The organism is Flavobacterium agricola, from assembly GCF_025919725.1.
GTDB lineage: Bacteria > Bacteroidota > Bacteroidia > Flavobacteriales > Flavobacteriaceae > Flavobacterium > Flavobacterium agricola.
Window position 1 is genome coordinate 1041180 of sequence record NZ_CP081495.1, and the last position, 23388, is coordinate 1064567.

Annotated in this window: 24 protein-coding genes; 8 read left to right on the forward strand and 16 right to left on the reverse strand. The window is 33.6% G+C overall.

The annotated features are described in order from the left end of the window. Positions 1 to 188: 188 nt before the first annotated feature. The 10 genes from K5I29_RS05230 to mgtE form a co-directional block, all read right to left on the reverse strand. A complete protein-coding gene (locus tag K5I29_RS05230) occupies positions 189 to 956 on the reverse strand; it encodes an ABC transporter ATP-binding protein (protein ID WP_264434838.1) in 768 nt (255 codons plus the stop codon). Beyond that, on the reverse strand, positions 956 to 1969 hold the full coding sequence (locus tag K5I29_RS05235) for a FecCD family ABC transporter permease (protein ID WP_264434840.1): 1014 nt from the start codon (positions 1967 to 1969) through the stop codon (positions 956 to 958). The genes K5I29_RS05230 and K5I29_RS05235 overlap by 1 nt, the downstream gene beginning before the upstream one ends. 12 nt (positions 1970 to 1981) lie before the next feature. Then, complete coding sequence (locus K5I29_RS05240; protein WP_264434842.1) at positions 1982 to 2650, reverse strand: class I SAM-dependent methyltransferase; 669 nt, start codon at positions 2648 to 2650, stop codon at positions 1982 to 1984. Between the two features lie 3 nt (positions 2651 to 2653). Further along, positions 2654 to 3679, reverse strand: a complete 1026-nt coding sequence (locus tag K5I29_RS05245) for an ABC transporter substrate-binding protein (protein WP_264434843.1) — start codon at positions 3677 to 3679, stop codon at positions 2654 to 2656. A gap of 19 nt (positions 3680 to 3698) precedes the next feature. Then, positions 3699 to 5552: a TonB-dependent siderophore receptor gene (locus K5I29_RS05250; protein WP_317134310.1), complete on the reverse strand. Its 1854-nt coding sequence runs from the start codon at positions 5550 to 5552 to the stop codon at positions 3699 to 3701. Then, entirely contained in the window at positions 5483 to 5827 is a 345-nt protein-coding gene (locus tag K5I29_RS05255) for a hypothetical protein (protein WP_264434844.1), read from the reverse strand. The genes K5I29_RS05250 and K5I29_RS05255 overlap by 70 nt, the downstream gene beginning before the upstream one ends. Before the next feature lie 111 nt (positions 5828 to 5938). Further along, complete coding sequence (locus K5I29_RS05260; protein WP_264434845.1) at positions 5939 to 6391, reverse strand: urease accessory protein UreE; 453 nt, start codon at positions 6389 to 6391, stop codon at positions 5939 to 5941. Continuing rightward, entirely contained in the window at positions 6391 to 7101 is a 711-nt protein-coding gene (gene hypB, locus K5I29_RS05265; protein ID WP_264434847.1) for a hydrogenase nickel incorporation protein HypB, read from the reverse strand. The genes K5I29_RS05260 and hypB overlap by 1 nt, the downstream gene beginning before the upstream one ends. A gap of 9 nt (positions 7102 to 7110) precedes the next feature. Continuing rightward, positions 7111 to 7458 carry a hydrogenase maturation nickel metallochaperone HypA/HybF gene (locus tag K5I29_RS05270; protein ID WP_264434848.1) on the reverse strand — a complete coding sequence of 116 codons (348 nt, stop codon included), beginning with the start codon at positions 7456 to 7458 and terminating at the stop codon, positions 7111 to 7113. A gap of 261 nt (positions 7459 to 7719) precedes the next feature. Continuing rightward, the gene (gene mgtE, locus K5I29_RS05275; RefSeq protein WP_264434849.1) at positions 7720 to 9039 is read right to left on the reverse strand and encodes a magnesium transporter; all 1320 of its coding nucleotides are present in this window, start codon (positions 9037 to 9039) and stop codon (positions 7720 to 7722) included. Between the two features lie 168 nt (positions 9040 to 9207). On the opposite strand from mgtE, the gene putP reads away from it, so the two are divergent. Further along, positions 9208 to 10704 (forward strand): sodium/proline symporter PutP, encoded by a 1497-nt coding sequence (putP, locus tag K5I29_RS05280; RefSeq protein WP_264434851.1) that lies wholly within the window; start codon positions 9208 to 9210, stop codon positions 10702 to 10704. A gap of 36 nt (positions 10705 to 10740) precedes the next feature. Here putP and K5I29_RS05285 read toward each other — a convergent pair whose 3' ends face one another. The 4 genes from K5I29_RS05285 to aroB all read right to left on the reverse strand — a co-directional run bounded on the left by K5I29_RS05285 (position 10741) and on the right by aroB (position 14962). Continuing rightward, entirely contained in the window at positions 10741 to 11148 is a 408-nt protein-coding gene (locus tag K5I29_RS05285) for a DNA primase (RefSeq protein WP_264434852.1), read from the reverse strand. Positions 11149 to 11195: 47 nt separating this feature from the next. After that, entirely contained in the window at positions 11196 to 12170 is a 975-nt protein-coding gene (locus K5I29_RS05290) for a deoxyhypusine synthase family protein (protein ID WP_264434854.1), read from the reverse strand. A gap of 46 nt (positions 12171 to 12216) precedes the next feature. Further along, positions 12217 to 13614 carry an arginine decarboxylase gene (locus K5I29_RS05295; protein WP_264434855.1) on the reverse strand — a complete coding sequence of 466 codons (1398 nt, stop codon included), beginning with the start codon at positions 13612 to 13614 and terminating at the stop codon, positions 12217 to 12219. A 280-nt stretch (positions 13615 to 13894) separates the two neighbouring features. Further along, complete coding sequence (aroB, locus tag K5I29_RS05300; protein WP_264435165.1) at positions 13895 to 14962, reverse strand: 3-dehydroquinate synthase; 1068 nt, start codon at positions 14960 to 14962, stop codon at positions 13895 to 13897. Between the two features lie 96 nt (positions 14963 to 15058). On the opposite strand from aroB, the gene K5I29_RS05305 reads away from it, so the two are divergent. Genes K5I29_RS05305 through K5I29_RS05315 form a run of 3 tightly spaced genes read left to right on the forward strand, consistent with a single transcriptional unit; the run spans position 15059 to position 17453 of the window. Further along, the gene (locus K5I29_RS05305) at positions 15059 to 16231 is read left to right on the forward strand and encodes a proline dehydrogenase family protein (protein ID WP_264434856.1); all 1173 of its coding nucleotides are present in this window, start codon (positions 15059 to 15061) and stop codon (positions 16229 to 16231) included. A 46-nt stretch (positions 16232 to 16277) separates the two neighbouring features. Next, complete coding sequence (locus K5I29_RS05310; RefSeq protein ID WP_264434857.1) at positions 16278 to 16469, forward strand: hypothetical protein; 192 nt, start codon at positions 16278 to 16280, stop codon at positions 16467 to 16469. 6 nt (positions 16470 to 16475) lie between these two features. Then, positions 16476 to 17453, forward strand: a complete 978-nt coding sequence (locus K5I29_RS05315) for a hypothetical protein (RefSeq protein WP_264434859.1) — start codon at positions 16476 to 16478, stop codon at positions 17451 to 17453. A gap of 30 nt (positions 17454 to 17483) precedes the next feature. Here K5I29_RS05315 and ytxJ read toward each other — a convergent pair whose 3' ends face one another. Further along, positions 17484 to 17873, reverse strand: coding sequence for a bacillithiol system redox-active protein YtxJ (gene ytxJ / locus K5I29_RS05320; protein WP_264434860.1), 390 nt, complete (start codon positions 17871 to 17873; stop codon positions 17484 to 17486). Positions 17874 to 18021: 148 nt separating this feature from the next. On the opposite strand from ytxJ, the gene clpB reads away from it, so the two are divergent. The 3 genes from clpB to K5I29_RS05335 all read left to right on the forward strand — a co-directional run bounded on the left by clpB (position 18022) and on the right by K5I29_RS05335 (position 22243). Then, on the forward strand, positions 18022 to 20610 hold the full coding sequence (gene clpB / locus K5I29_RS05325; protein WP_264434862.1) for an ATP-dependent chaperone ClpB: 2589 nt from the start codon (positions 18022 to 18024) through the stop codon (positions 20608 to 20610). Positions 20611 to 20680: 70 nt separating this feature from the next. Then, complete coding sequence (locus tag K5I29_RS05330) at positions 20681 to 21139, forward strand: GNAT family N-acetyltransferase (protein WP_264434863.1); 459 nt, start codon at positions 20681 to 20683, stop codon at positions 21137 to 21139. 27 nt (positions 21140 to 21166) lie between these two features. Continuing rightward, positions 21167 to 22243: a TlpA family protein disulfide reductase gene (locus tag K5I29_RS05335; RefSeq protein ID WP_264434865.1), complete on the forward strand. Its 1077-nt coding sequence runs from the start codon at positions 21167 to 21169 to the stop codon at positions 22241 to 22243. Between the two features lie 30 nt (positions 22244 to 22273). Here the strand turns inward: K5I29_RS05335 and K5I29_RS05340 are convergent, their stop codons facing one another. Continuing rightward, positions 22274 to 22555: a hypothetical protein gene (locus tag K5I29_RS05340; protein WP_264434866.1), complete on the reverse strand. Its 282-nt coding sequence runs from the start codon at positions 22553 to 22555 to the stop codon at positions 22274 to 22276. A 329-nt stretch (positions 22556 to 22884) separates the two neighbouring features. Between K5I29_RS05340 and smpB the strand changes: the two genes are divergently transcribed. Next, positions 22885 to 23334 (forward strand): SsrA-binding protein SmpB, encoded by a 450-nt coding sequence (gene smpB / locus K5I29_RS05345; protein ID WP_264434867.1) that lies wholly within the window; start codon positions 22885 to 22887, stop codon positions 23332 to 23334. The last annotated feature ends 54 nt before the right edge of the window (positions 23335 to 23388 follow it).

Here is a 23388-nt window from a genome sequence, read left to right on the forward strand (position 1 = left end):
TATTAATTGAATTTAAATATTTTTTATTATAGATATTATTATTTCTAATTGATATGAATTTTATAAGTACTTTATAAAGTTAGTTAATTTTTCAATATATTTTATTTATATAAAAAATTCAATAAGCCTAACGTTTATAAGCGTTAATCAAACTTGCCAAGATAATAACGCAATCATTTTGTTAAATATTATAGGCGTTTAGGTAAAACTATTTCATGCTGATTTTGCTGTACTTGAATAAACGGAATTCCGTAAACTTTTTCTAACAATTCCGAATCGGGTTCGTGATTGTAGGTACTAACAATTTTATGATTTAGCATAAAATAAAAATGATTGGCATATTGATACGCCAAGGTAGGGTCGTGCATTACCGCAATAACCGTTAAGCCTTTGGCAACATATTGCGAAAGCTTTTTCATTAAATGATGCTGAAAATATACATCTAAATGGTTGGTCGGCTCATCTAACAGCAACAACTCCGGATCTTGCATTAGCAACCTTCCAATCATAATTAATTGTTGTTGACCACCTGATAAGGTTGTAAAATCCTGATCTTTTAAATGCAGTAATTCTAAATCGGTTAAAATTTGAATTACTTTTTCGTAATCCGATGCCTTCGGAGCAAACCGATTAAACGCTGCACGTCCGGTTAACATAACTTGTTCTACCGAATACGGAAAAATGCTTTGATAAAACTGAGGTAAATATCCCAAACGTTTGGCACGTTCTTTCCCTTTAAAATTTTGTATCGGTTCGTCCTCCCAAGTAATTTGCCCTTGTTTGTGCTTAACAATGCCCGATATTAATTTAAATAAGGTTGATTTTCCGCTACCATTAATGCCTAATATAACCGAGAATGCATGTTTATGAAAATGCACATTTACATCACGTAATAACGTTTTACTGCCGTACGAAAAAGTTAAATCGGATATTTCTATAAATCGAGGTTCTGTCATTATTTCCAATTTAAATTGTTCTTACCCATAAGGTAAATAAAAAATGAACCGCCAATTAGCATGGTAAAAATTCCAACCGGAAGTTCGAACGTAAATAAAGCTCTCGAAAAATTATCAATAATCAATAGTAAAGTTCCGCCTAGCAAAATACTGCCCGGAATGGTTTTGCGGTTATCTGCTCCCAACATCATGCGCACAATGTGCGGTAAAAACAAGCCATAAAAACTAATTAATCCGGCAGATGCAACCGTTGTTGCCGTCATAATGGTTGCACAGCTAACCAAAATTAATCGGTCCCAAACGGGGTTAACTCCAACAGATTTACCAGCATCATCGCCTAAAGACAAAACATTTAAACGCCAGCGTAAAATGTAAACGATTAATAAGGTTATTAATATTGGAATATACGAACGTTGTACCTCAACCCACGAAGTTGCGTGTAAACTGCCCATTAACCATTGCACAATAATTTGCAATTTAAACGGATTACTGATGTACTGAACTACGGTAAGTAAAGCGGTAAACATACCCGAAATAACCATACCCGATAAAACAATGGTCATAATAGAAACCTGACGGATTGAAACCACAACCAAATATGTAATTAAAACCGCCAAAGCACCTCCTACAAAAGCCGCAACATTTACCGATCCTAAACCATAATTAATAGCTAAGGCTGCGCCAAAAGCTGCACCTGCAGAAATGCCAAGCACGTACGAATCTACCAACGGATTACGGTACACGCCTTGCAAAACGGTTCCGGAGGTAGCCAAAGCTGCACCTGTTAAAAAAGTTAATATAATTCGGGGTAATCGAATATTAAATACAATATTACTGTACAATTCAAAACGTACAAACTGAGATTCATCTAACCCAGCTCCAAAATAGTTTTGATAAGCCATTTGTAAATATTCGAAAAAATTAAGTTGTTCGGACGAGCCAATTCCTAATGAAATAAGCAACACCGGAATGGGTAGTACGTAACAAATAATATAAGCTAATGTTTTGTTCATTGAGCCTTTTTATTATTTAATTGCTTTTAGGGTAAACAAACCTTCGTCAGGTGCATTTGCCAACGGATCAGCTTCAACAACAATGGTTGTAAAACCTATTTTTTCTAAAAATTCAACATCTTTAATTGGACGATTGTATGTATTAACAGCCAATTGTGCTTTAATTTGATTGGCTTGTTCCATAATATCTTCTGGGTATTTTTCATGTCCTTCTTGACTGAATTGGCATTTGCCAAAATCGCCATCCATATTTAATAAAACACCACCATTTTTTAACACGCGAAAGGCTTCGCTGTAAAATTGATTTAAATCCGGAATGGTCCATGTCATTAAACGAGTAAAAACCAAATCAAACGTTTCGTTTTCAAAATCTAAATGTTGCGCATCCATTACGTGATACGTAACCGGAATTTTAAGTGCTGCAGAAACTTCTTTCGCTTCTTTAATCATATTCGGAGAAACATCAACAGCTGTAACCTCATAACCCGCTAAATGCAAAATATTAGCAAAATAGCCCGATGCAGTACCAATTTCTAAAACCTTAAATCCGTTTTGGTCGGCTTTCACGCTTTTAAAATATGTTAACCATTTTTCGGTTTCGGGTTGGCTCCAAGCTTCTTCTTTTTCTTCGCGCCAAATTTCGCTTTGCTTGTCCCAATATTTTGCAATTTCTTGAATCATAATTTAGTTTAGTAAGGTTAATAGGTTTTGCGCTTTTTCTTTACCGTAAAGCACTTCTATTACTTCGCGAACTTGCGCGTTTGCGTTTTCCTGATTGCCGTACGCCCATTCTTTTATTGCAATAGCTGCACAAATAGATTTTAACGTATGCGGGTTGTAAAAAAACATAGGCATTAGGTTGTGGATGGCTTTGTTTTTTATTGCAGTAACATTAGCTAATTCTGGCTTTTTATAAAACAAATTCGGATCATCATTCCACATCACAATCATATCAGGATTCCAAGAAACTAATGTTTCTGGATTGATGTTGGGCTGATCTATAGCGCTGGTGCAAACATTGGTTGTTCCGGCTAAAACCAAACAATCGTTCATCATACTGTTACGTCCGGTTGTAGAATAAATACGACCGTTAGCCCAAGTAAAATATACCGATTTGCGTTGTTTTTCAGGAATTGCATTGGCTTGCTCAGTTAATTTAGCAAATTGTGATTTTGCATAATTTTCAAGCTCTAAACCACGTTCTTGTTTACCAGTTAACACCGAAACGTCCTGAAGTTCTTGCATCAAGTTTGCCTGGCTTTCTGAAGTAAACATATACGTTGCAACCCCCATATTTTTTAAAGTTTGTACCATTCCTGGGTTTAGGTTTTGTACAATTAACAAATCGGGTTTTAAGGCAACAATTTCTTCTAGTTGTTGCAATTCGTTACTACCAGGTGTTTTAATAGTTTTATTGGCAATATCTTGATTTAGTAAACTAAACGGTTGATATAATTCTTGATCTACGTAAACGTCAATCGGAATTCCGACAACTTTATCGGTTGCGCCTAACATGGTTAATAAATCTAAAGCCGGATCGAATAAACAAACAATTCGTTCGGCAGGTTTATCTAAAGTAACTAAATTTCCTTTGGTATCGGTAACGCTAATGGCGTGTTCTTTTTCAGCGGTTTGAGTTGCTTGTTCCTTACAAGAAGCAAGCATGATTAACACAGCACATGCGCTTATTATTTTTGCATATAATTTCATAAGATGAAATAGTTATGTATTAAAAGTTCATTGAAACTACGCAACGAATGCTACGTGGCGCTTGTTGCACCCAATAATACATATCGTTACGTTTCCATGCGGTTGAATATATTTTTTCGTTAAATAAGTTGCTTGCCATAACTTGCACACGGTATTTTTTGCTTGCATAACCAACGCCCATATCTACCTTAAAAATATCTTTTAACGGTTGCGGATCATCGGTTGTAAAACGTTCGGTACGGCCTGCTAAATATTGATAACCAGCGCTCACAGAAAAACCAGGAAGGTTTTTGAATGGCAATTGGTAATCTAACCAAGTATTTTGAATATGACGGATGCGATTTGGCGTTGCTGCTCCTACCATACTCGGGTTAAATTCATCTTTTGTAATTTTAGAATCGGTGTACGCGTAGTTAATAATTACGCTTAACCCTTCGGCAATTCTACCTTTTAAATCAAATTCAAAACCTTTAGAACGGTTTGCACCGGTTTGATAAATTTTACTTGATGCCGGGTCGTTAACATTCATGCGGTTTCTATCAATTAAATAAACCGATGCAGTGGTATTCCAAGCACCATCGTTCCAATCTTTTTTAACCCCAACTTCGTAACTTTTACCTTTTAATGGTTTTAAGTCCGATCCGTCGTGCGCAATACCGATTTGTGGCAAAAAGCTTTGATCGTACAGCGCATAAATATTCATGGATTCAATAGGTAAATAACTTAATCCTAAACGCGGCGTAACTTCAAATTCATCTTGCTTTACTTTATCACCGTATTGGTTAAAGTTACCATGTAATTGCGTTAAACGCACTCCGTAATTTACTTTAAACTTATCATCTAAAAACGAACTTTCGTTAATAGCATGAGCCGAAACGTAGTACAAAGTTGCGTTGGTTTTGTTTGCGTCGGTATAAATGTTGTTTTCTGAATCAAATCCACCACCAATTCCGTTGTTTAAAATAACTTGTCCGTATTGCGGATTAGAAATGCTTAACGGATAAATAGTTTCGGCAGTGCCCCACGTATCAACGCTTGAATTTTTTTTATGGTTGAAATCAATTCCTCCTAAAAATGTATTTTTTACATCGCCGGTTGTAAATTTACCTTGTATGTAACTTTGTGCAGAAAAAGTATTGTATTTAACCGAATCGTACACCAAATAGCGATTTAAAATATCAGGATCTTGTTGGTTTTTACCATAAACCCAAAAAATAGATCCGGCGTAATCGTTATTGATGTTAGAAACGCGTGTGGTTAATTTCCAATCTTGTGCAACTTCTTGTTCCCAAGTTAAAAAGGCATTGTAATCGTTTCCTTTATACGGGCGCATTGACGGATCACTGATAGAAAAATCACGTGGTAAAGTCCCGAATCCGTAAGGCGAAATTTGTGCTTCGCTTAGCAAGTTATAGGTTAAGGTTTGATAAATAAGTTCTAACGTAAGGTTCGATTTTTCGTTAAAGCTATATTTAAACGATGGCGCCATTAAAATACGTTGGCTGTTGTCGTGTTTTAAAAAACCATCGGTTTTCATTCCCATCACATTAAAACGTACAGCTAATTTACGATCTTCTGTAACTACGCCTTGTAAATCGGCTTCAGCACGAAAGGTTCCAAAACTGCCGTACGAAAATTGCGCTGTATTTTTATTGATACCCATCGGTTTTTTGGTTACAATATTGTACGAACCTGCCGGATCGCTCATGGCATTCATAAATCCTGCCGGACCTTTAACAAATTCAATACTTTCTATAATAGCCGTATCATCACCCAGCGGACCTTTTATAATAGGACGTAAATCTACCCCGTTTCGTTGGGCATTAATATAGCCCCCCGCGAAAAAATATCGGGTGAAATAGCGTTGTGTAATTCTTCTCTAAATGTACCGCTTACATTACGTGTTACAGCTTCGGTAACATTAAAAACCGCTTGATCACGTAAAACCTCTGAACTGATTAGCTGAATGTTTTGCGGAATAGCCAACATTTCGGCTTCTAAACGCAACGCAGAAGATATATTGCGGGTATTGTATTTTTTATAATATTTATTTTGTACTACAACTTCGTCTAATTGCGTATCTGCAACAGTATCTTTTTTCACAGGAGTTTGTGCAAATGTCAAGGCCGAAAAAAATAAAGTAGACATTAACGTAACTTTTTTAGTAGAAAAAAAAGTAAAAGATAGTTTTAGGTTGATTGGTTGGTTGTTACTACCCATTATTTAGTTATTTAGTTATTTAGTTATTTATATAACTATTTATTTTTTTGCTTTAAGCAAGTTTTGCGTAAAAAGTTGCCTTTCTGATAAGGTTATTTTATCAGCAAACTTTGCTACAACTTGTTCATACAAATTCCCGTCGTACGGTACATAAAACAAATGTGCCTCCGGTTCTGTAAAAACAGGTAAATGCCGGTTACCTATGTAATAACAAAAATCGGCTACCTCGTTTGCTTGGTTGGAAACAAACGAGATAGTTAACGCCGGTTTTATAAATATTTGAGCAACCAATTTGCCATTGTTATATAAAGCATCGGCATGGTTCCATTCTTTTTTATTGGTATTTATTAGTTGAAGTAAAACCCCAGTTTTGGTTTGACGGCTAAATTTGTGTTTTTGCGTTTCAAACCACTCAATTTCAAAAACATCTGCTTCAGGAAGCATGTTTTTTTGAGGTAAAACTGAATCTATAATTACAGCTTGCTGCATCATTATAAAGCGCTTGCTGCTAATTTTTTAGCTTTTACACGTTCTTTTAACCAATCACACCATTGGTCAATACCTTCGCCATTTAATGTACTAATGGTTATAACCTCGATATTTGGATTTACTTCGCGAGCATCTTGCGTTACGTTTTCTACCTTAAATGGTACGTATGGCAATAAATCAGATTTAGAAACCAACATCAATTCGCTAGTTAAAAACATTCGCGGGTATTTTTTAGGTTTATCATCTCCTTCGGTTGTTGCTAATAACGTTACGCGGTAATCTTCGCCCAAGTCAAACGCAGATGGGCACAATAAGTTTCCTACGTTTTCAATAAACAACAAATCAGTATTATCAATATCAATGTGATCTAATGCTTGTAAAATCATTTGTGCTTCGATATGACACATTCCGCCAGTTACAATTTGTAAAGCGTTTAAACCAACTTCTTTCATACGTACTGCATCGCGATCTGTTTCAGGATCACCAACTAAAACAGAAATATTTAAATCATTCGCTAAACGTTTACCTGTTTCTTGCATTAAAGTTGTTTTACCAGAACCTGGTGATGAACAAACGTTTACTACACAAACATTTTTTAAGCGTTCTCTAATAGCGTTTGCAACAAAATCGTTTGCTTTTAATAAATGTAAAGTTGTATTATCACATTGTAAAGAACCTACACGGTTTCCTAAACTTTTTGGATTTGATGCCATAATTATATTTTATAAGGTTTGTTTAAATATTACTTGAGAAATATACAATTCGTTGCCCTGAACAATATCTGCCGAAGGCGTGCCACAATCGCAAACAAATTTGTGATACAGCACTTTAAAATCTTTATCGCATTTGTGGCAATGCGCCACAATATCGTTTACTACCACCTCGAGTTCCATATTTTGATACGAAGGATTATCGGTAATGAATGCATCAAAAGCATTTTGAATAAGTACCGGCTGAACATTTGAAAGTAAGCCTGCTGTTATTTGTATTTTTTGGATATCATCGACCTTGGTTTGATAATGTTCTTCTAAGGTTGAAAAAATATCTTTTACGATGGTTAATTCGTGCATGTTGTATTTTTTAATAACAAGTTGAAATTCGAGGTTAACTTAATTTTTTATGCATGTTATTCGGCTCACTAAGTTAGCAAAAACAAACTACAATTGCATATGCAATTGTAATTTTTTATTAACAAGTAAAATTGCAGCAAAAAGTGCGTTAACCACCTATTTTACAGTCTTAATTTAATTTTTAATATTTTATAAAATATCAAGAATTATTTAATGATAAATCTAAAAACACAAACAAGAATATACTGTATTTAACGTTTTTTACAATAATTTTCCGGTTAATAAAAGTGCGGCAATTGTGAAATAAATAATTAAACCAGAAACATCGACCAAGGTTGCAACAAATGGTGATGATGCGGTTGCTGGGTCAAAACCAATTCGACGTAAAATAAAAGGCACTAAAGCACCAGCCAAGGTTCCCCAAAGCACAATTATTATTAAAGATAAAGCAACGGTAATAGCAATGGTTAACCAATATTCGCCGTAATCGTAAATACCGGTCTTTTCCCAAATTACAATACGAGTAAAACCAATAGCGCCTAAAATAAGTCCTAAAACCAATCCCGATTTTAATTCTTTTACTAAAACGTACCACCAATCTTTCAGCTTTAGCTCACCCAAAGCCATGGCTCTAATAATTAACGATGCAGCTTGCGAACCCGAGTTACCACCGCTAGAAATAATTAAAGGCACAAACAAGGCTAAAACAATTGCTTTTTCTAACTCATCGTCGTAATGGCTCATGGCTGATGCCGTAAACATTTCGCCAACAAATAAAATAACCAACCAACCGGCGCGTTTTTTTATTAATTCTAAAATTGGCGTTCGCGTGTACGAAACATCAAGTTCTTCCATCCCCCCGAATTTTTGAATATCTTCGGTATCGCGATTTTTCATTTGCTCAATGATATCGTCAGAAGTTACAATTCCAACCAAAACGCCATTTTCTGTAACAATAGGAATAGCCGAGCGGTCGTATTTTTCAAAATCTTCAATCGCTTCTTCAATTAAAACCGTAGTTTTTATAGCTACAAAATGATGATCCATAAGTTCAGAAACTTTGGTATCTGAATCGGCTACCAAAATTTGTTCAATTTTTAAATCATCAATCAACACATTATCATCAGTAACAATAAAAATGTAGTTTAAGGTTTCGGCGCGTTGCCCGTATTTTTTAATATGAGCTAAAACATCGGTAATGGTATAATATTCTTTAATTTGAATGTAATTGGGCGTCATTAATCGCGCAATGCTATCTTCTTTATAACCAATCAAATTCAAGGCGATATTGCGTTGTTCAGGCGATAATAAATTGATGCAATCTTTAATTAACGCATCCGGAAAGGTTTCAAAAAGTTCGGTTCTATCGTCCGGGCTTAAATTATTTAAAACCTCAGCCAAATCAGCATCGGTTAAGCTAACTACCAATTCTTGCTGAATATCAGCATCTAAATAAGTTAAAACTTGAACTTTAGAAGTATTAGATAGCAAATAAAAAGCAACAGTTCGTTCTTTTTTATCTAAAGCAGTTAATTTTTCTGCAATATCAGCAGGGTGCAGGTTTTGAAAATTGGTAACCATTGGTGTCAGAATTCAGGTAAATTATTTTCAATTTATAACTTAAAAAAATGGGCATTAGTATATAAATTGGTGAGTTTATCGATTTTAGTTGTTGATGGTATATATTTTGAAAAAAATAAGAATATATTCGTCATAAATTATTTACCTTAAAAATAAAAAGGATACAAAATGAATGTTTACGAGCTAATTTCTATTGGAATTTACATGCTATTAATGATCGGTATTGGAGTTTATTCATACAAAAAATCGAATGCAAATTCCGACGATTTTTTAATTGGCGGTCGAAAAATGGGCGCCGCAGTTACTGCTTTGTCTGCCGGTGCTGCCGATATGAGCGGATGGTTATTAATGGGCGTACCAGGTGCTATTTATATGTTGGGATTATCTTCTGCTTGGATTGCTATTGGTTTAACCACTGGTGCATTTTTAAACTATGTTATAGTTGCACCTCGCCTACGTACTTATACCGAAATTGCAGGTAACGCCATAACTTTACCTGTTTTTTTTGAAAACAGATACAAAGACAAAACCAACTTACTTAAAATTGTTTCATCAATTTTAATTTTAATATTTTTTACTTTATATACCTCTTCGGGCATGGTTGCTGGCGGAAGGTTATTTGAATCTGCTTTTGGGTTTGATTATAGCTACGGTTTATGGGTTACCAGCTTTGTTGTGGTTTTATATACATTTTTAGGCGGATTTTTAGCCGTAAGTTTAACGGATTTTGTACAAGGTACCATTATGGTTTTGGCCTTGGTTATTGTACCTATTGTTGCCATTTATGAAATTGGTGGCATTACAGAAACCTTAACCATAGTAAGCAACAAAAAAGATACGTACTTAAACTTATTTAATGGCACCACAGCTATTGGTATAACCTCATTAATAGCTTGGGGATTGGGTTATTTTGGCCAGCCGCACATTTTGGTTCGATTTATGGCTATCGGAAAAGTTTCGGATATTCCGAAAGCTAGAAGAATTGGAATTACTTGGATGATTTTTACGGTTGGTGGTGCTTTATTGGTAGGATTAATCGGAATTGCTTATTTGCAAAAATTTGATCAAGAAACAATGGTTATTTTTGACAATTCGAAAGAGCAAGCCGAAACTATTTTTATTTACTTTTCACGCGTATTATTTCACCCTTTAATTGCAGGTTTCTTATTATCAGCTATTTTGGCTGCGGTTATGAGTACCATATCTTCTCAACTTTTGGTTACTTCAAGCTCGTTAACAGAAGATATTTACAAAGCTTTCATTCATAAAAATGCAACTCCAAAACAATTGCTTTTGTTTAGTAGAATTGCTGTGTTACTTGTTGCTATTATTGCTGTGTTACTTTCACTACACCCTAAAGATTCTATTATTAATTTGGTTGGAAATGCTTGGGCAGGGTTTGGAGCTGCTTTTGGTCCTTTAATTTTATTTTCATTATTATGGAAAAGAACAACTTGGCAAGGTGCTTTAAGCGGAATGGTTGTTGGTGCAACTGTAGTTTTATGTTGGGTTTACATAAATCATAATTACAAAGATTGGTATGAAATTTTACCAGGCTTTATAGCTTCAGCCCTTGTAACATATTTAGTTTCTTTACTTACACAAAAGAAAAACGAAGAAATAGAACATGAATTTGAAGCAGCTAAAAAAGCTTTACACGAATAAAATAAAAAAGCTCTCAATTAAATTGAGAGCTTTTTTTTATAAGTCATCTTCGTCGTCTTCATCGATGGGCTCGTCTGAATCATAATCTTCATCATCTGCATCGTCTTCGTCATCGTTTCTACGTGGCTTTTTGATTTCTTCTTCTTCTTCGTCGTCTTCCAACTCAATGTCTTTTAAAGCAGTTGCAGGAATTGCATCTACTGGTAAAACATCTGCATCGTCTTCTTCGTCGTCAAAGTTTTCTATTCTGTCTGCCAGTTTTGTACTAACTTTTACAAGGTAAATTGTATCCTCAGTTCTTACTTCCACCGCTTCTACAGTTTCATTCTTAGCATTTTTAAAACGAATGATATCTGAATCATCATATCCATCAGGAAATTTTTCAACTAAAAGCGTCAAAATCTCATTCGTAAGCTTAGCATAATCTACAATTACTCTTTTCATTTAGTAAAGGGATAGTTCTGTTAAAATTAGTTAAACGAAATAAATTCTTATTTATTTAAAATGTAAGCAAAAATTAATGGCGCTACAATTGTTGCATCAGATTCAACAATAAATTTCGGTGTGTTGATATCTAATTTACCCCAAGTAATTTTTTCGTTTGGAACAGCTCCTGAATATGATCCGTATGAAGTTGTTGAATCTGAGATTTGGCAGAAATACGACCAGAAAGGTACGTCTGTCCACTCTAAATCTTGATACATCATTGGTACTACACAAATTGGGAAATCTCCTGCGATACCACCACCAATTTGGAAGAAACCTACTCCTTTACCTCCAGAATTAGCTCTGTACCATTCTGTAAGGTAAACCATGTATTCAATACCTGTTTTAACAGTATGAACGTTTAATTTTCCTTTTATTACGTTTGATGTGAAAATATTTCCTGTTGTAGAATCTTCCCACCCTGGACAAACGATTGGAATGTTACGTTCTGCAGCTGCTACAATCCAAGAATTTTTAGGGTCAATTTCATAATATTGAGCTAATACTCCAGAATTTACTACTTGATATAAAAATTCGTGCGGAAAATATCTTTCTCCTTTAGCTTCTGCAGCATGCCATGCATCTTCCATATGTTTTTGTAAACGACGGAAAGCTTCTTCTTCGGGAATACAAGTATCTGTTACACGATTGTAATGTTGTTCTAATAAGTCCCACTCATCTTGCGGAGTTAAATCACGGTAATTTGGCACTCGTTTGTAGTGTGAATGCGCAACTAAGTTCATAACATCTTCTTCCAAGTTTGCACCTGTACAAGAAATAATATCAACTTTACCTGCACGAATCATTTCTGCTAATGAAATACCTAACTCAGCAGTTGACATTGCTCCTGCTAAGGTAACCATCATTTTACCTCCTTCATTTATATGTGTTTCGTACCCTTTAGCAGCATCTACTAATGATGCAGCATTAAAGTGTAAAAAGTTTTGCTCAATAAACTGGCTAATTGGTCCTTTATTCATTTTTTTAAATATAATGTATTTAACTTACTTATTTATTTACTAATTATTATTTGTATCCTAAAATTTTTAAAACATCTTCAGCTTGTTGTTGTTCAGAGAAAACTTCGGTAGCAATAATTCCGTTTTCATCGCGGTCAATTAAAATATGTTTAGGTTGCGGAATTAAACAGTGATGTAAACCTCCTTGTCCGCCAATGCTTTCCTGATACGCTCCGGTATTAAAGAAACCAATATACAAAGGTTTTTCTTTATTATACTTTGGTAAATAAATGGCGTTTAAGTTTTGTTCTGAGTTGTAATAATCATCGCTATCACAAGTTAAACCACCTAAAAGCACACGTTCGTAGGTGTCATTCCAACGGTTTACCGCTAACATAATAAAACGTTTATTTATAGCCCATGTGTCTGGTAATGTAGTAATGAAAGACGAGTCAATCATGTTCCATTTTTCTCTATCGTTTTGTTGTTTTTGGTATAAAACTTTGTAAATCGCTCCTGCTGACTCTCCTACTGTAAACGAACCGAATTCGGTATAAATGTTTGGGCAATCAACTTCACCTTCATCACAAGCTATTTTAATTTGATTGATGATTTCGTCTACCATGTACGCGTAATCGTAATCAAAAGTTAACGAGTTTTTAATCGGAAAACCACCACCAATATTTAAGCTATCTAACGTTGGGCATTCGCGTTTTAAGTTGATGTAAACTTTTAAACATTTGCTTAATTCATTCCAATAATAAGCCGTATCACGAATTCCTGTGTTAATAAAAAAGTGAAGCATTTTTAGTTCAACATTTTTATTTTCTTGAATTGCTTTTCGGTAAAAAGGCACAATATTTTTGTATCCAATTCCTAAACGTGAGGTATAAAACTCAAACTTAGGTTCTTCTTCAGATGCAATTCGAATACCGATCGGAAATTTACCTTCAATTTTTTCTTGCAACAAATCTAATTCTTCGTAATTATCAATTACTGGAATTGTATTTTTATGTCCGTTGTTTATTAATCGAGCAATGTTAGATATGTACTGATCGCGTTTAAAACCGTTACAAACTACATACGTATCTTTATTAATTTTATTGTTCTCTAATAAATTTTCTACAATATTAATATCAAAAGCAGATGAAGTTTCTATATGAATGTTGTTTTTAAACGCTTCATTCATTACGTATTCAAAATGCGAACTTTTTGTACAGTAGCAGTAGTAGTAATTACCCGGATAATTATGTTTTTCCATGGCTTTACGGAACCAACCTTTCGCTCTGTTAATATTATTAGAGATTTGAGGCAGGTACGTAAATTTTAATGGTGATCCGTACTGCTCTACCAATTTCATTAAATCAATGTTATGAAATAATAAATTGTTATCGTTATTTAAAGTAAATTCTTCTTGAGGAAAATAAAAAGTTTGATTAATTAAATCGTAATATTTAGTGTTCATGATTTGTAAAGTTTAATAAATGAATAAATTTTTCTGCATTAAACCTTCAAATCATACCCTAAGATTCGCGTAAACTATTTGTAATTCTTCATGTAAAAGCTCCAATATGATAAAATTTTCGAGTTAAACAAATTTGTAAATTTGCCAACGGCTGTTAAACCGCAACATATTTATGAAGTGAACAATTCACTGCAAAATTGCTTTGAGGCACTTAATCATAATTTTGCGCAAATGTAAAAATTAATTACATTTAATGGGCATTTAAAATTATTAAAAAAAACTAATTTTCATAATCTTTAAACGCATTATAAATCAACTCGTTAGAAACTTGCTGATCTAACATTACGTCCCCGATTCCATTTAACAAACAAAATTGAATTTTTCCAAACTCGTTTTTCTTGTCGTAAATTAATAAATCTACTATTTCATTAATAGCAGCTTCATTAAAATTAACTTTATCGTAAAGGTTATTTAGTGTAGTTTTAATATCTAGATATTGGTCATAAGTTATAAATTGTTTTTCTAATGACAAATAACTTTCTAAAATCATTCCAACAGCAATAGCTTCACCGTGTAATAATGTTGGCATAGCTTGGTTTTCTAAACAATAACTTTCTATGGCATGGCCCAAGGTATGTCCAAAATTTAAGGCTTTTCTAATTCCTGTTTCGGTTAAATCTTGCGTAACCACGTTGTTTTTTATTTCAACCGATCTGTAAATTAATGCATCTAAATGCTCGGTAGTTAATTCGTCTAAATGTTTAAACAACTGCCAGTATTCTGCATCTTGTATTAATCCGTGTTTCAGCATTTCTGCTAAACCCGATCGCATTTGCACTTGCGGCAAAGTTTCTAAAAATCCGGTATGAATTAAAACGGCTTTCGGATTGGTAATTGTACCTATTTGGTTTTTTAACGCTCCTAAATCAATCCCATTTTTTCCTCCTACCGAGGCATCCACCATGGCTAATAAAGATGTTGGAATATTAATAAAATCGATTCCGCGTTTAAATACCGAAGCAACAAATCCGCCTAAATCGGTTACTACTCCCCCGCCTACGTTTATAATTACCGATTTACGATCGGCACCTAATTCTATTAAAACATTCCAAATTTGCATGCAGGTTTCCATAGTTTTATATTCTTCTCCCGCATCAAACTCAATAATTTCAAAAGGAATATTGGTTTGCATGTTACTTAAAACAGATGGCACACAATGGTTCACAGTTTCTGAATCGGCAAGAATAAATATTTTAGAATAATTGCCGTCTTTTAACGCATCGGATAAATAAAAAAAACAATCTTCATTAAAAAAAACACTATGGTTATTACTAATTATTTGCTGCATTACATTTGTCATTGAATTTATTTAGCAAAATAAAGCAAAAAATATGATAAATAATATTTCTTATAATATCTTTGTCAGGAACTTTTCTTAATTGTAATGGAAAAAATATTTAACAACACCAAGAACGCTTTTGAATTAAAATCGGACTTAGAGCTTGACCGAGCTTATTTTCTTTTTAAAATGATTGCAAACCCAACGCTTGTTAGCGTGGGTACAAAATTTACTAACTTTGCTTTAAAACTTAATTTACCAGTAGAAGGTATAATTAGAAAAACAATTTTTGATCATTTTTGTGGTGGGGTTTCAGAAACCGACTGCTTAAAAGTAGTAGATCAAATGTATACAAAAGGCGTATCTTCTGTATTAGATTACTCTGTAGAAGGAAAAGCCGAAGAAAAACAATTTGATAGCACATTAGAAATGACTTTGCGTACTATTGATTTTGCACAACAACGACAAGCTATTCCGTATGCGGTTTTTAAACCAACCGGTGTTGGCCGTCATGAATTGTACGAAAAAGTTGGTGCAAAAGTTGCTTTAACCGAATCTGAAACAGCAGAATGGAACAGAACTGTTGCACGTTTCGAATCAATTTGTAAAGCAGCTTACGAAAAAGATGTAATGTTGCTTATTGATGCCGAAGAAACCTGGATGCAAGATGCAGCCGATGATTTGTGCGAAGAAATGATGCGCCGTTACAACAAAGAAAAAGCTATTATTTACAACACTGCACAATTTTACCGTTGGGACCGTTTAGATTATTTAAAAAATTTACAGGCTAAAGCCAAAGCCGAAGGTTTTCATATCGGTATGAAAATTGTTCGCGGCGCTTACATGGAAAAAGAAAACCTACGCGCCGAACAAATGGGTTATAAATCGCCAATATGCGTATCTAAACAAGCTACTGATGATAATTTTGATGCTGGCGTGCAGTACATGATGGACAATTTAGATTGCATGGCTATTTTTGCTGGTACGCATAACGAAAACAGCTCGTACATGTTAATGCGCATCATGCAAGAAAAACAAGTAGATAAAAACGACAACCGCGTTTGGTTTGGCCAATTATACGGCATGAGCGATAACATTAGTTACAACTTATCTAAACACGGCTATAACATTGCTAAATATTTACCTTTCGGACCTGTTAAAGAAGTAATTCCGTACTTAATTCGCCGAGCACAAGAAAACACATCTGTGGCAGGACAAACCTCGCGCGAGTTAAACCTAATTACAACCGAGCGCAAACGCCGTAAGGAAAACAAATAACCAACAAACAGCCTGTATTATGGCTGTTTGTTTTTAATACAAATTCATGAACTTTACCTCAGGACAAATTACTTTTGGAATTATTTTCGCTATTTGCTTTACCTTAGCGATTATTTTTATGTACCGAAAAGATTTAAAAATTCACAACGCGTATTACAAAGGTACAAAATGGATTGTACTTGCGTTTCTGGGTTTTATTGCCTTATTATTTTTAATTAAAGTCTTTTTAAAACAATAATTAGCTATGCAAATAATTAAGTATTTGCTTTACCTTATTATATTAACCTTTGTTTCTATTCTTGTATATATTGCAACTTTAGAAAACAGGTTTGATATTACCAATAATTACGCAGTAAATGTTAAAACGTATTACATAAAAAATTACTTTAACGATCCGTTAAATTGGGCAAACATCAATCATTTAAAAAATGATACATTAAGTGCGCCCGAAAAGTTTTTTGATTCGCAAACCGACTTGCAATTAAAGTTAGATTCGGTTGCAACCAACTTTACCTTATTTTCAGTTTATTTAGGCGATGATAAAATTGGTAAAATGGCATATCAGTTTTCTGATTCGTTAGGTACGCACACCGAAATAGATGGGCGTTTTTATGGAGAAGTAGATTTTTTAGATAAAATAAACATTTTTACCAAAGGTATTTCACCCCGTTTTTATTTCTCTAAAATATTTAACAACATCAACCATCAAATGCAAAATCAGTTAGAAACTGATTTTAGTTACCATAAGTTCGATTCTATCCAGGTAATTTATCAACCCAAAACCTATTATTACAAATCTAGATTTGCTAGCGCAGATTTTTCTCGTGAAGAAATTTTGAATGCCTACCAACTTATTAAAAGCGAATTAGACACCAAAAATGCTTCGGGCAACATTTTCTTTATTGAAATGGTGCTTGATACGCCAAATCGAAAAGAATTTTTTGTTGGCGTACCCGTAAATCAAAAGCTTGCGCCGGTTATTAAATCTGATATTTATTTAGATTCTTTACGTGCAGATAAAGTTTTAAAAACTTCTTTTAGCGGAAACATTACGTTTCAGGAAACGTATGATAAAGCAATTGAAAAACAAATTCAACAACAAGAAATTAAAGTTGATTACAATTCTAAAATAAACATCTGGAACGAACAAATTAAGTTTAACAACCCTAAAAAATGGACGTTTGAAACTTGGTATTATTTAAAACCAGAAATCAATAATTAAAAAAAGCTGAACAATTGTTCAGCTTTTTTTTTATACAAAACGTTCTAAAATTGTAGCATCAATGGCGCTATGCGAAGCGCTGTAAACAACCTTTTCTTTTTTTAAAACAATAATTTGCGGCGATTCGTGTTGTATAAATAACCGTTCGGCAATTGCATTAGAAATATCTCGATGTGCTAATAAATCTAAGAAAAATAATTTTAAATTTTCGTTCGCATCAAACTCATGTTCAAATTGCTTTAGCGCCGTACGCGAAACAATGCAACGAGTGCTATGTTTAAAAATAACGCAGGTAACCGTATTAGAAAGTTCAATAACAGCATCAAGTTGTGCTAATGTGGTTAAATTTTCCCAAGGCACTAAAGTTGGTTTTGTTGCACCGGTGTCATTTTGTCCGAATATATTCTTAAAAAAACTCATATTCTAATTGTTTTAAGACATTTTGTCTTGTTAATTAATAAAAAATTGCTTTTTACTGAAAAAAAGTCATTAAAAACACCATTGGTACTTATTTTGACTAATACAAAGCAAATAACAAATTTAAAGATACATCAAAAATACTAAAAATATGAATTTTAAAAATTATACCATTAAATCACAAGAAGCCGTACAGCAAGCTCAAGTTATTGCGCAAGGCTACCAAAACCAACAATTAGAAAACGAGCACATTTTTAAAGCTATTTTAGAAGTTGACCAAAACGTAGCTCCGTTTTTATTAAAAAAACTAAATGTAAATTTAGATGCGTTTGTACATCAATTAGACAGCATTTTAAACAGCTTTCCTAAAGTACAAGGCGGTGAATTGCAATTATCTCGCGAAGCTAATTTTGCTTTAAACGAAGCTTCTGCAATTGCAAAACAAATGAATGATGAATATGTTTCTATAGAACATATTTTGTTAGCCATTTTTAAATCTAAAAGTAAAATTGCACAATATCTAAAAGACCAAACCGTAACCGAAAAAGCTTTTTTAGCTGCTATTGCAGAAATTAGAAAAGGTGAACGTGTTACCTCGGCTAGTGCAGAAGAAACATATAATTCATTAAACAAATACGCAAAAAATTTAAACGAATTAGCTGAATCAGGTAAATTAGATCCGGTTATTGGTCGTGATGAAGAAATTAGACGCGTGTTGCAAATTCTTTCTCGTCGTTCTAAAAACAACCCAATGTTAATCGGAGAACCTGGTGTGGGTAAAACCGCAATTGCAGAAGGTTTAGCACACAGAATTGTGCAAGGCGATGTACCCGAAAACCTAAAAGATAAAATTGTTTTTTCTTTGGATATGGGTGCGCTTATTGCTGGTGCAAAATACAAAGGTGAATTTGAAGAACGTTTAAAAGCAGTTGTAAAAGAAGTTACTGCTGCCGATGGCGATATTGTATTGTTTATTGACGAAATTCACACCTTAGTTGGTGCTGGTGGTGGTGATGGCGCAATGGATGCTGCCAACATCTTAAAACCTGCTTTAGCTCGTGGTGAATTACGTGCTATTGGAGCAACAACTTTAGACGAGTTCCAGAAATATTTTGAAAAAGACAAAGCGTTAGAACGTCGTTTCCAAAAAGTTTTGGTAGATGAACCAGATACCGAAAGTGCAATTTCAATTTTACGCGGAATTAAAGACAAGTACGAAGCGCATCATAAAGTTCGTATTAAAGACGAAGCAATTATTGGCGCGGTAGAACTTTCGCAACGTTACATTACCAACCGTTTTTTACCAGACAAAGCGATTGATTTAATGGACGAAGCTGCATCTAAATTAAGAATGGAAATTAATTCTAAGCCTGAAGAATTAGATGTATTAGATCGTAAAATTATGCAGTTAGAAATCGAAATCGAAGCTATTAAACGCGAAGATGACGAATCTAAACTTAAAGTTTTAGGCGAAGAATTAGCTAACTTAAAAGACGATCGTAACGAAATATTTACCAAATGGAAATCTGAAAAAGAAGTGGTAGATAACGTTCAGAACGTTAAAAATGAAATAGAAGAATTAAAGCTACAAGCCGAACGTGCCGAACGTGAAGGAAACTACGGAAAAGTTGCCGAAATTCGTTACGGAAAAATGCAAGAAGCCGAAGCAAAACTTCAGGAACTTCAACAACAATTAGATGCCAACCAAAATGGTAAATCATTAATTAAAGAAGAAGTTACTTACGAAGATATTGCCGATGTTGTTGCAAAATGGACCGGAGTTCCGGTAACAAAAATGTTGCAATCAGAACGCGAAAAGTTATTAAACTTAGAAGCCGAATTGCATCACCGCGTAGTAGGTCAAGAAGAAGCAATTGTTGCTATTTCTGATGCCGTTCGCCGTAGTCGTGCCGGATTACAAGATCCGAAAAAACCAATTGGCTCGTTCCTTTTCTTAGGTACAACCGGTGTAGGTAAAACAGAATTAGCAAAAGCATTAGCCGAATATTTATTTGATGATGAAAATGCCATGACGCGTATTGACATGTCCGAATATCAGGAACGCCACAGCGTTTCGCGTTTAGTTGGTGCACCTCCGGGATATGTTGGTTATGATGAAGGCGGTCAGTTAACAGAAGCAGTTCGTCGTAAACCGTACTCAGTTGTGCTTTTAGACGAAATTGAAAAAGCACATCCAGATACGTTTAATATTTTATTACAAGTTTTAGACGAAGGGCGCTTAACTGATAACAAAGGACGTTTAGCAGATTTTAGAAATACAATCATTATCATGACCTCAAATATGGGTAGCCATATTATTCAGGAAAAATTTGATACCATGACTAACGGTTACGACCAAGATATTGTTGACGACGCTAAAAATGAAGTTTTGGGCTTATTAAAACAAACGGTACGTCCGGAATTTATTAACCGTATTGACGAGATTGTTATGTTTACGCCATTAAGCAACGACAACATTAAACAAATCGTTGATATTCAGTTAAAATCTATCGTTAAAATGGTAGCACAACAACATATTGAATTAGAATTTACTGATGCAGCAGTTCAAACATTAGCCGATAAAGGTTTTGATCCGCATTTCGGAGCGCGTCCAGTAAAACGTGTTATACAGAAAGAAGTTTTAAATGCACTTTCTAAAGAAATTTTATCCGGAACGGTAAAAGCAGAAAGCAAAATTGTTTTAGATGCCGCAGAAGGAAACTTAATTTTCAAAAATTAATTCAAAATACAAGCTCTTTTTCAAGTTGAAAAAGAGCTTTTTTTGTAACTTAGGAGTTTAATTTTACAAAATGCCTGCATTAATCCTTAAAAAAACCGACGTAGCTAATCCTTATTTTTTGCAACTTATTAAAAAGTTAGATATAGATCTTGCTGAAAAAGATGGTGATGAAGCACCTTTTTTTGCTGCATTAAATACGCAAGATGCAATTCATCATGTTTTGGTTGCCTATCAAAATAATGAACCGGTTGGTTGTGGCGCTTTTAAAATATATGATACCGAAACGGTAGAAATTAAGCGCATGTTTGTTGAACCTAAAATGCGTGGCATGGGTATTGCTACCAACATTTTAAACGAATTGCAAGCATGGGCTCAGTCATTAACATATTCCTCATGCATTTTAGAAACCGGAATTAAAATGAAAGCTGCTATTGCTTTATATCAAGCAAACGGCTTTCAAGTAATTGCAAACTACGGTCCATATGTTCATGTAGCAACAAGTATTTGCTTTAAAAGAGCAATCAACTAAATAATAAAATCACCAAAAATAAATCGAATGAAAAAACTAATTCTTTTAGCTTGTTTATTTACCAATGCTATTTTTGCTCAAATTCAATTTGAACAAACGTTAACCGAAACTTTTAACAAAGCTAAAAAAGAAAATAAAGGCGTATTTATAGAATTTTATAACGAAACCTGTCACCATTGTCAGCGCGTACAACCTATTTTAGCAAGTAAAGAAGTTGGCGATGTGTACAATAAAACTTTTGTTAGTTATAAAATAAATACGTTTAATGGATTAACTGAAGAAGAAGAAGATTTTTTAAAAAAACATAAACTTTTTTTTACCGACGTACCTAACTTTGTTTATTTTGATAAAAACGAAAACTTTTTACATTACACCACCGGAAAGCCGGAAAAAAACTTTATAATTAACTTAGCTACTGATGCATTTAACCCACAAGTTCAAGCTTCTAAACTTGGCGAACGTGTTAAAAACGGAGATAAATCTTTAGCAACCTTATATCAATATTCGGCTTTAGCACAACTAAATCAAGATAAAGCATTAGCCGATGAAATTGCCGATATGTTGTACAATTCGTTTAATAAAAATCAGCTTGGGAATGATACTAGCTATATTATATTAAAAAACGCTGTGTTTACAACCAATAATGGCTTTTATACGTATTGGGTAAACAATTTAAATAAGTTAAAAGGTTTAGATTCGGGCCAATTAAAAAACAACGAAGTTGATATTCTCAAAAACATCATCAGCATCGATTTAACCGATCCGAACTTTAAATGGACGCCTCAAAGTTTTGAACAACTAAAAAAATATATGCTTGCAACGGGTTACACAAGCAAACCCGAAAACATTTTAGTAAGCAAACGCGTTGAATTTTTTGATGCTAAAAACCCGAGTAAAGAAATCAATAGTTATTTTGAAGGAATTTTGAAAGACAACGCGTATGAATTAGAAGATAAGGTTTATATTTTAGGTGCGTTAAACTCCGAGCTTAAAAACAAACAAGCTAAAAAAGAAATAACAAAATTTGCTGATCTGCTTTTAAAACAAGCTAAAACTGCAAACGATGCAGATGCAATTGCGCAATTAGAAAACATTAAAAAATAAAAAAAAGAACTCCAATTGGAGTTCTTTTTTTTAATAAACTATTTTGTAAATTCTGTTAATAGGTAAAACAATACCTTGTTTTAAAATAACTCGGGCATCGGTAACGCCCCAAACTGTTGTATCTACTCGGTATTTTGTAGAATCGTCTTCAAAAAACAATTCAACTTTAATATGATCACCATTTCCTAAAATAGTAACTTTATCTAAATCTGATAAGCGCTTCGCTATTTCTTCTTTATCTTGTAAAACATCAGTTGTAGGAAAATGCAATGTATCTATTTTTTCCTTTTCTATTATTTGAAAATTTTCCATTGTAATTTAATTTTTATTGTAACGTTTTTTCTAATATTAAAGTACAAAAAAATAAAGACTATTTAAACATAGTCTTTATTAAAAATAACAAAAAAACTCTTAAAATTTCAGGGTAAATCACATGTTATTTAAAAAAATTTAACATTAGATTTTAATATATATTTTAAGCGTTTAAAATTAATAGTTATAAACTCGGGGAAGTTGTAAAACATGCCGCAAAACTACTTTTTATAAACGCAGTAATTCCTGACAAATATCATGTTTCTGCACTTGATTAAAAAAATAACGTTATTTTTATAACTTGTAGTAAAATAAATTATTTTTGTAGCATGGTCAAAAATGTAAATATCCTAAATAAAAGAGCAAAATTCGATTACGAATTTTTAGAAAAATATAACGCAGGTATTGTATTAACCGGTACCGAAATTAAATCCATCAGATTGGGTAAAGCTTCTATTGCCGAAAGTTTTTGTGAATTTCATGGTTTAGAACTTTTCATGATTAATTCTCATATTGAAGAATATTCATACGGAACGCATTACAATCATAAAGCCAAAAGCGAACGTAAACTTTTATTAAACAAACGCGAATTAAAAGGTTTAAATAAAAGCTTACAAAACAAAGGTTTAACCATTGTACCTTTACGTTTGTATACCAACGAAAAAGGATTGGCTAAAGTAGAAATTGCTTTGGCACGCGGTAAGAAAAATTACGACAAACGCGAAAGCATTAAAGAACGAGATACGCAACGCGATTTAGATCGATTAAAGAAAATTTAAGGTAATCGCTTATTTACTTAGTAGATAAGCGATTTTGTACTATATTTAGTTACT